This is a genomic window from Streptomyces sp. NPDC001941 (assembly GCF_040296945.1).
Taxonomy (GTDB): Bacteria; Actinomycetota; Actinomycetes; order Streptomycetales; family Streptomycetaceae; genus Streptomyces.
In genome coordinates, this window is record NZ_JBEOYE010000192.1 from 1 (window position 1) to 6,225 (window position 6,225).

At 67.7% G+C, this 6,225-nt stretch carries 8 protein-coding genes; 4 read left to right on the top strand and 4 right to left on the bottom strand.

What is annotated here, in order from left to right; translation table 11 throughout:
* Positions 1 to 220 precede the first annotated feature (220 nt).
* The 4 genes from ABT160_RS45970 to ABT160_RS45985 form a co-directional block, all read right to left on the bottom strand.
* A complete protein-coding gene (locus ABT160_RS45970) occupies positions 221 to 601 on the bottom strand; it encodes a toxin Doc (RefSeq protein ID WP_351656111.1) in 381 nt (126 codons plus the stop codon).
* A 259-nt stretch (positions 602 to 860) separates the two neighbouring features.
* Positions 861 to 1,163 (bottom strand): hypothetical protein, encoded by a 303-nt coding sequence (locus ABT160_RS45975; RefSeq protein WP_351656113.1) that lies wholly within the window; start codon positions 1,161 to 1,163, stop codon positions 861 to 863.
* A gap of 89 nt (positions 1,164 to 1,252) precedes the next feature.
* On the bottom strand, positions 1,253 to 1,972 hold the full coding sequence (locus ABT160_RS45980; RefSeq protein ID WP_351656115.1) for a hypothetical protein: 720 nt from the start codon (positions 1,970 to 1,972) through the stop codon (positions 1,253 to 1,255).
* A 51-nt stretch (positions 1,973 to 2,023) separates the two neighbouring features.
* Positions 2,024 to 3,112, bottom strand: a complete 1,089-nt coding sequence (locus ABT160_RS45985; RefSeq protein WP_351656117.1) for a M23 family metallopeptidase — start codon at positions 3,110 to 3,112, stop codon at positions 2,024 to 2,026.
* 360 nt (positions 3,113 to 3,472) lie between these two features.
* Here ABT160_RS45985 and ABT160_RS45990 point away from each other — a divergent pair, with 360 nt between their 5' ends.
* From ABT160_RS45990 to ABT160_RS46005, 4 genes are all read left to right on the top strand, one after another.
* Positions 3,473 to 3,796, top strand: coding sequence for a DUF8827 family protein (locus ABT160_RS45990; protein ID WP_351656119.1), 324 nt, complete (start codon positions 3,473 to 3,475; stop codon positions 3,794 to 3,796).
* Positions 3,796 to 4,596 (top strand): DUF8175 domain-containg protein, encoded by an 801-nt coding sequence (locus ABT160_RS45995; RefSeq protein ID WP_351656122.1) that lies wholly within the window; start codon positions 3,796 to 3,798, stop codon positions 4,594 to 4,596. The genes ABT160_RS45990 and ABT160_RS45995 overlap by 1 nt, the downstream gene beginning before the upstream one ends.
* Positions 4,586 to 4,966 carry a hypothetical protein gene (locus ABT160_RS46000; RefSeq protein WP_351656124.1) on the top strand — a complete coding sequence of 127 codons (381 nt, stop codon included), beginning with the start codon at positions 4,586 to 4,588 and terminating at the stop codon, positions 4,964 to 4,966. Before ABT160_RS45995 ends, ABT160_RS46000 begins: the two co-directional genes overlap by 11 nt.
* A partial coding sequence (locus ABT160_RS46005; RefSeq protein ID WP_351656127.1) for a hypothetical protein occupies positions 4,963 to 6,225 on the top strand: 1,263 nt, incomplete at its 3' end. The genes ABT160_RS46000 and ABT160_RS46005, both read left to right, overlap by 4 nt.

A 6,225-nucleotide genomic window follows, 5' to 3' on the forward strand; every position in this document is an offset into this window, starting at 1 on the left:
TCTCTGGGTGGGGGCGCGCTGGTCCACCCGGGGGGGGCGTGTTTCTGGTGGTGTGGCCCCCAACACTTACCTCACTCCGGCAAACCGGGGGGGGGGGCCCCCTATCTGAGACGTAGAGGGGGACCACCGGCGCCTTCAACTTGCCGCGATTCAGTCTAGGTAGCGGCACATCACCCGTGAACCGTCGCGCGCCAGGTGTCACCGAGCGCGACGCACGAGGTCACGCAGCACCAGCGGACCAGGAGCGCAGCCGGTCGGCGATGTCGTACACGGTCACCCTCAACAGCCGGATCTCCGTGATCAGTCCCCGCCAGGCCTCGTACGGCGCGTCCACCGGCGTGCCGGAAGCGGCGAGGTAGGCGACCGCCACGGCGTACGCGAAGAACTCGGACTCCCGGGGGAGCGGGCGCAGGAGCACGAGAGTGTCCAGGAGCGCGGCCGCGCGCCAATACGCGTCGGGGTCGTCTTCATCAAGGCTCGGGGTGCTGACGCGGTGCCGGGCGACAGCCGCGGCCAGCCCGGAGGTGTCCCGGACCGTGACGTCCTTCAGGACAGCCTCCTGCTGTTCCAGCAGCCAGCGGAGGTCGATGAGCAGCTGCACGCCTCAGGCCGCCCGGGTGTCGTGGTCTGCGGGCTCGAAGTCGGCGGCGAACGCCTCGCGGAAGCCGGGGGCGCTCCGCTGCCTCGCGGAAAGCGACGGCGGCTGCTTCCTTGAGCTCGTCGTTCTCGAGGTCGCCCGCGACCGTCGCAAGGAGGGTGTGCAGGTCCTGCCTCCGGTGGGCGGCAAGAGCGGTGAGCCGGTCGGCCGGCGCGGGGTCGAGCGCGACCTGGGGCCAGGAGCCGGGCGGCGGCCGCCATGTTCACCGGGCCTCCGTCGCCGCAGCGGGCGCCCAGGCGGCGGGCGTGGCCGGCGTCTGCGGGGCGAAGTAGAGCCGGTAGTCGGGGTGGTCCCAGGAGGCGGCGAGGTAGCGCAGGCCGTTGCCGAGACCGTCGGCGACGCCGGTGGCCCAGTCCGGGCCCCGGCCGTCCATGTGGGGGAGGATCTCGGCGTACGCGGCCGCCAGCCCGAGCGCGCCGGCGGCCAGGTTCTCCGCCGCGCCGAAATCCGGGCCCAGGGCTATCGCCCAGGTGAGGGCAGCGGCAGGCGGTTGCGACGTGATCACCAGGCCAGTGTGCCCAGCCACCGGCGCGCATAGCCATCGGTTTCCCCTTGTGCGCCGTGACAACGGCCGCCTGTTGTGCCCGCCCGGGGTCAGAGCGCAGCATGGGGGCTCTGTTGGGCAGGGGGGCGCAATCTTTCGGTGATCATGGTCCGGATCCCTGCCGTGCGTTCGGGTGCGGCCACTTCCACCAGCATGTTGACCAGGTCCGAGGCCAGGTGCCTGGCCTCGTGTAGTGGCAGGCGCATCCATGCCTCCGCGGCGTTCTGTGCCGCAATCTGGGTGCGTCGTTTGCCAGGTCCGAGCCGGTCGAACCATGCGAGGGCGAGCCAGGTCCAGGAAGCGGTGGCGAAGGCGAAGTCTTCGTTCAGGTAGGCAAGGTCGGCGCGGAACTGCGCTGCCTCGAGGGTTGCGGGGGCTGTCTCGCCGTGACGGGAGGAGAGTTGCTGCAGGATGTCGTCGGCCTCGGGTATGGCGGTGGTGAGGTTGTGTGCGCGGGCGGCGTCTTGGGCCGCGATGAGGCGTTCGCGGAGGCTGTCTGTCGGCTGGTCAGTCGCTGGTGGTGGCGGCTTGGGGGATTCTGCTGGCTGTGTGGTGCCGTCGGGCATGACCTGCATGTCGAATCGGCTTGCCGTGCGTTCGTCGCGGACGTGCACGAGACTCGGCTGGCCGCTGCCGGCGGCCTGGATGTGGAGGATGTGGACGGCGACCTGCGACGGGTCAACTCCCGTGGGGACGATGCAGGGTTCGTTGTCGAGGAAGAGCTGGCCTTCGCTGGAGATGTGGACTTGGTAGCGGGGTGTGGATGTCATGGTGTTTGGTCCCGTCGGCGTCGTGCGCGGGGCTCTTCTCCTTCGGCGAGGTCAGGCGGGGAGTCCGTGGCTGCGGAGGTAGGCGATGGGGTCGATGTCGGATCCATAGGCAGGTCCGGTGCGGGCCTCGAAGTGCAGGTGCGGGCCGGAGACGTTACCGGTGGCGCCCGAGAGGCCGATCTGTTGTCGGGGTTTGACGGTCTGGCCTCTGCCGACGGTGATCTTCGAGAGGTGGCCGTACTGGGTGTACTTTCCGTCGCTCATCTTGAGGACGACGTTGTTGCCGTAGGCGCCGCCCCATCCGGCTTCGACGACGGTGCCAACGCCGACGGCCTGGACGCGGGTGCCGGTGGCGACGGGGAAGTCGATGCCGGTGTGGCTCCCGGAGGACCACATGCCGCCGCCGGCCTTGTACGCAGTGGTGACGCGGGAGTTCTCTACGGGCAGTGCCCATGATCCTTTGCCGTGGCTGGTGGTGGCGTTCTGCGCGGCGTCGCACCCTGAGGTGGTGGTGAGGACGGCCTTTTTGCCCCAGCTCTTGACGACGAGTTTGCCAGCGGTCTCCTCCCACTTGGCGTAGGCATCGGGGAAGCCGGATCGTTGGACGTTCTGGGCGGCTTGGGTGAGTGGTTTGACCTGCCACTTGTCTACCTTGGCCAGGCGTTCGAAGAACGAGTTGGCGGCGTAGATGGGGTCGGTGACTTGAGCGATGGTGCCCCATCCCTGTGACGGCCTTTGCTGGAAGAGTCCCTGGGAGTCGCGGTCTCCGTAGTGGAGGTTCTTGAGCATCGACTCCTGGATGGCGGTGGCCACTGCGATCACCGCGGCACGGGGTGGCAGCCCGCGGCTGCGGGCGACGTTGGTAATCACGCTGGCGTTGCGCTGCTGTTCCTCGCTCCAGTTGACGCTTTGCTGTCTGCCTTGGGGGTTGAGGGGCACGGTGATTGGTGCCCCGGGTGCAGCGGCTGCGGGCTGCTGTTCGTTGCTGGTTGTCTGTATCGGCGGGCTGGCGGGTGAGCAGGAGTCCTCCCATGCTGGGCTGCCGTTCGCTCCTCCAGCGCCCAGCATCAGCGGCAGGCAGAGGGTTCCGGCGCATGCTGCCGCTACCGCCCCTCCGGTGACGGCGATGGATTTGCTCATGTCTCGATCCCCAGTCGTTGGTGCGTGTCCCGTCACGAGGGACGGGACACGCAATTCCCGTGCCATGGGGTGAGCCCGTCGAGCCGGACGTCCCAGGGCTGCGAATGCGCTTCTAGCTGGCCGTGTTCTGTACGGCTAGCGTCTGCGCCGAGTGAGAGCAGCAGGGAATCAACAACTTGCGCCGAATTGTATGGCATTGGATTACGGAAGCGTCAATGCGTCAACTGAGAGGCTTCTAGCCGTCTCCCCCGTTGTTCTGCTGGTGACGATTCGGCACCGTGCGCTGATTTGTCGCTGTCGAGACTGGCCGCTCGGATCCGAATCTGATCCGGGCAGGCTCTCGCGTTCGGGAGGGAAATCGTGCAGGGGATTCAGCAGGTGGTACAGCTCGCAGCCGAGGGCGGCATCGGCTCGATAACCGATGGGATCGCGCCTAATTGGGGTGTGTTCGGTGCGCTGGGAACCAAGGCGAAGATCATCGTTGGCGTGGTCATGGCTGGCGCTGTTCTCTTCCTCCTTGGCAGTGCCATCGTCGGAGCTGTTCATATTCGCGTCGGAAATCAGCAGCACAACACGATGGAGACGAAGAAGGGCCAGACCATGGTGGCCAGTTCCCTTCTCGGCCTCTTCGCGGTCGCGTCCATGTCGACCCTTTTCGGAATCGTCTACGGGTTTGGGATCTGATGGCTGCGCAAGAGAAGCAGGTCGGGACTCACAGCCTGACAGCCAAGGCACGGGACAACGCCGGCTCGGGAGCGGTGTCCCCCTGGCGTCGGCTGAAGGTCGGCTCGATCGTCCTGGGTGTCGTGTTGGTGCTCGGGGTGGTGCTGAGTGTGATCGGCCGCGGCCAAGGCCCAGCCGGCACGAGCCCTGCCGGAGCTCCGGCGCAGTCCACGCCGACGTCCCGGGCTGGTGGCAGTGGGCCGGGCGTCAGGGCCAGAGCCGTCAAGGGCGGCGTTCCGGTGGGCTACCCGCGTTCCAGGGATGGAGCCGCGGCGGCCGCCGTTAACTACCAGGTGGCCCGCTCCTCTCCCGGGTACTTCACCGACCCGGCGCTGCGTGCCCAGGTGCTGAAGACGGTGATGACGTCGACTGCTCTGGCCAGTCAGCAGGCTCAGGACGACCAGTCCTGCAAGGCCCTTCTGGCTGCCCTCGGCGTGAGCGGGCAGGCGGCCCCCGACATGGTGATGCGCGCCGCGGCACTGGGCACCAGCGTGCGGGCGTACTCCGAGGACACCGCAACGGTCAGGGTCTGGATGAGCCAGGTCGTGGGGGTCCCTGCGGAGAAGTCGAGGATGCCTGTCTCCGGTAACTGGTCCACGTACACGTTGATCCTGCAGTGGCAGGACGACGACTGGAAGATCGCGACGATCGATCTGGCTGACGGCCCTACCCCGCTGGTCGCACCCGATCAGTCCCCCTCGTCCACGGACGAAATGCGACTGGCCAACCAGGAATTCGAGGCACCGCGCTATGCAGGCTGAATCTCTGCTCAAGCGGCTGGCGCCGGTTCTCGCGGCCGTCGTGTTCGCGACGGTATTCGTGGTAGCAGGTCCGAACCCGCCGCGGGCTGAGGCGCTTCCCAATCCGTGCAACCTGTCCGGGGGGAGAGCGATTTGCGGCAAGGTCGAGGAAGGCGCGAAGTGGCTTTACGAGAAGTCTGGTACCGGCTCGCTCGTCGAGGGCGTCAGTGAAGCCGTAGATTTCGCCAGCGACCCGCTGGGATACATGGAACAGAAGCTGCGCCAGGGCACCAAGAGTATGTTCGGGGCCTTCGGTGAAGAACTCACCGGGAAGAATCCGAACGAATCCGAGAAGGGGAAGGCCGGGAAGAATAAGGATGGCACGCCGTGACAGAGATCGATTGGGGTAACCCCGGGTTTCTTCGTCTCTATGGCATGATCTTTGCCCTCGCAGCGGTTTTCACCGTGACCCAGTGGCTCATCTCGGTGGTGAAACGGGTCGTCCGCGGTGTGTCCCCCGCTCAGGCCGCCATGGAGAATGTCGGCTACCTCTTGATGTCAGTGGTCGTGGCCGGGTTCATGCCCGCCACGGTGATGCTCGTCGTCGACTTCATCGACAGTGCGGCCGAAACGATTCTCGGCAGCTACATCACAGAGGTGTTTTCCGGCGGCCTAGCGATCTTCGCTGCCTTCGCAGCCATTTCCATGATGGCGCCCGGCTTCGGAACGGTCATTGCCATCCCGATCGGCCTGGCGGTTCTGTTCGCGGTCCTCGGCCTGTGGGTCATGCTTGTCGTACGCGACGCGCTCATCCTCCTCGGGCTGGTCTTCGGTCCGATTGTCTTCTCCGGCCTGGTGGACAAAGACCTGTGGGGCCATACCCGCAAGTGGGTAGGCGTCATGGGCGGAATCATCGCCAGCAAGCTGGGCATCTACATCGCCCTCGCCCTGGCGGGCGCCCTGCTCGACGCTCTCGTCGACTCCAGCCACGACATGACTCTGCCGCAGGCCATCGGCACCTGCCTCACCTTCGTGTCCCTGCTGTTCATCGCTCTGTTCATGCCTTTCCAGATCGCGAAGTGGCTGCCGATCGTCGGTGACGAGATCCAGGCCATGGCCCACATCAAGGACGAAGCCGGCCAGCGGGCCAAGGCCGCGGCCCAGCAGGGCAAGCAGAAGCAGAGCGATCTGCAGACACAGGCCGGGAAGAGTCCGGGCGGCGCCGGAGGCGGCGCCGCGGGAGCGGCCGCCAAGGCCGCACCACCTGCCGCAGCGGCGATGGCCGCCAAGGAGGCCGGAGACCAGCTTCGCGACCAGGCGGTGCAGTCCGCGAAGGACGGCGCGAACAACGCCGCCGCCGACGGGGGCGGGAACCAACAGGGCGGGAGTGGGCAGGCCGACGGCTCGGGCAAGGGTCAGAGCTCCGGCGGCGGGGAAAGCAGCGCCGGCGCAGGCCGTGCCGGCTCCGGCGGAGGACCTGGGGTTGCCCGGCGCCCGGCGCCCGCGCCGCCCCCGCGGCCGAGAACGCAAGGGCCCCGACCCGGCGGCGCTGCCCCCCCGCCCCGGCCCGGCCGCCCGGCGCCCCCGCCACCCCCCCCCCCCTCCCCGCCTCCCCCGGGCGGGCGGCTGCGGGGTTTGACCGCTCACCAC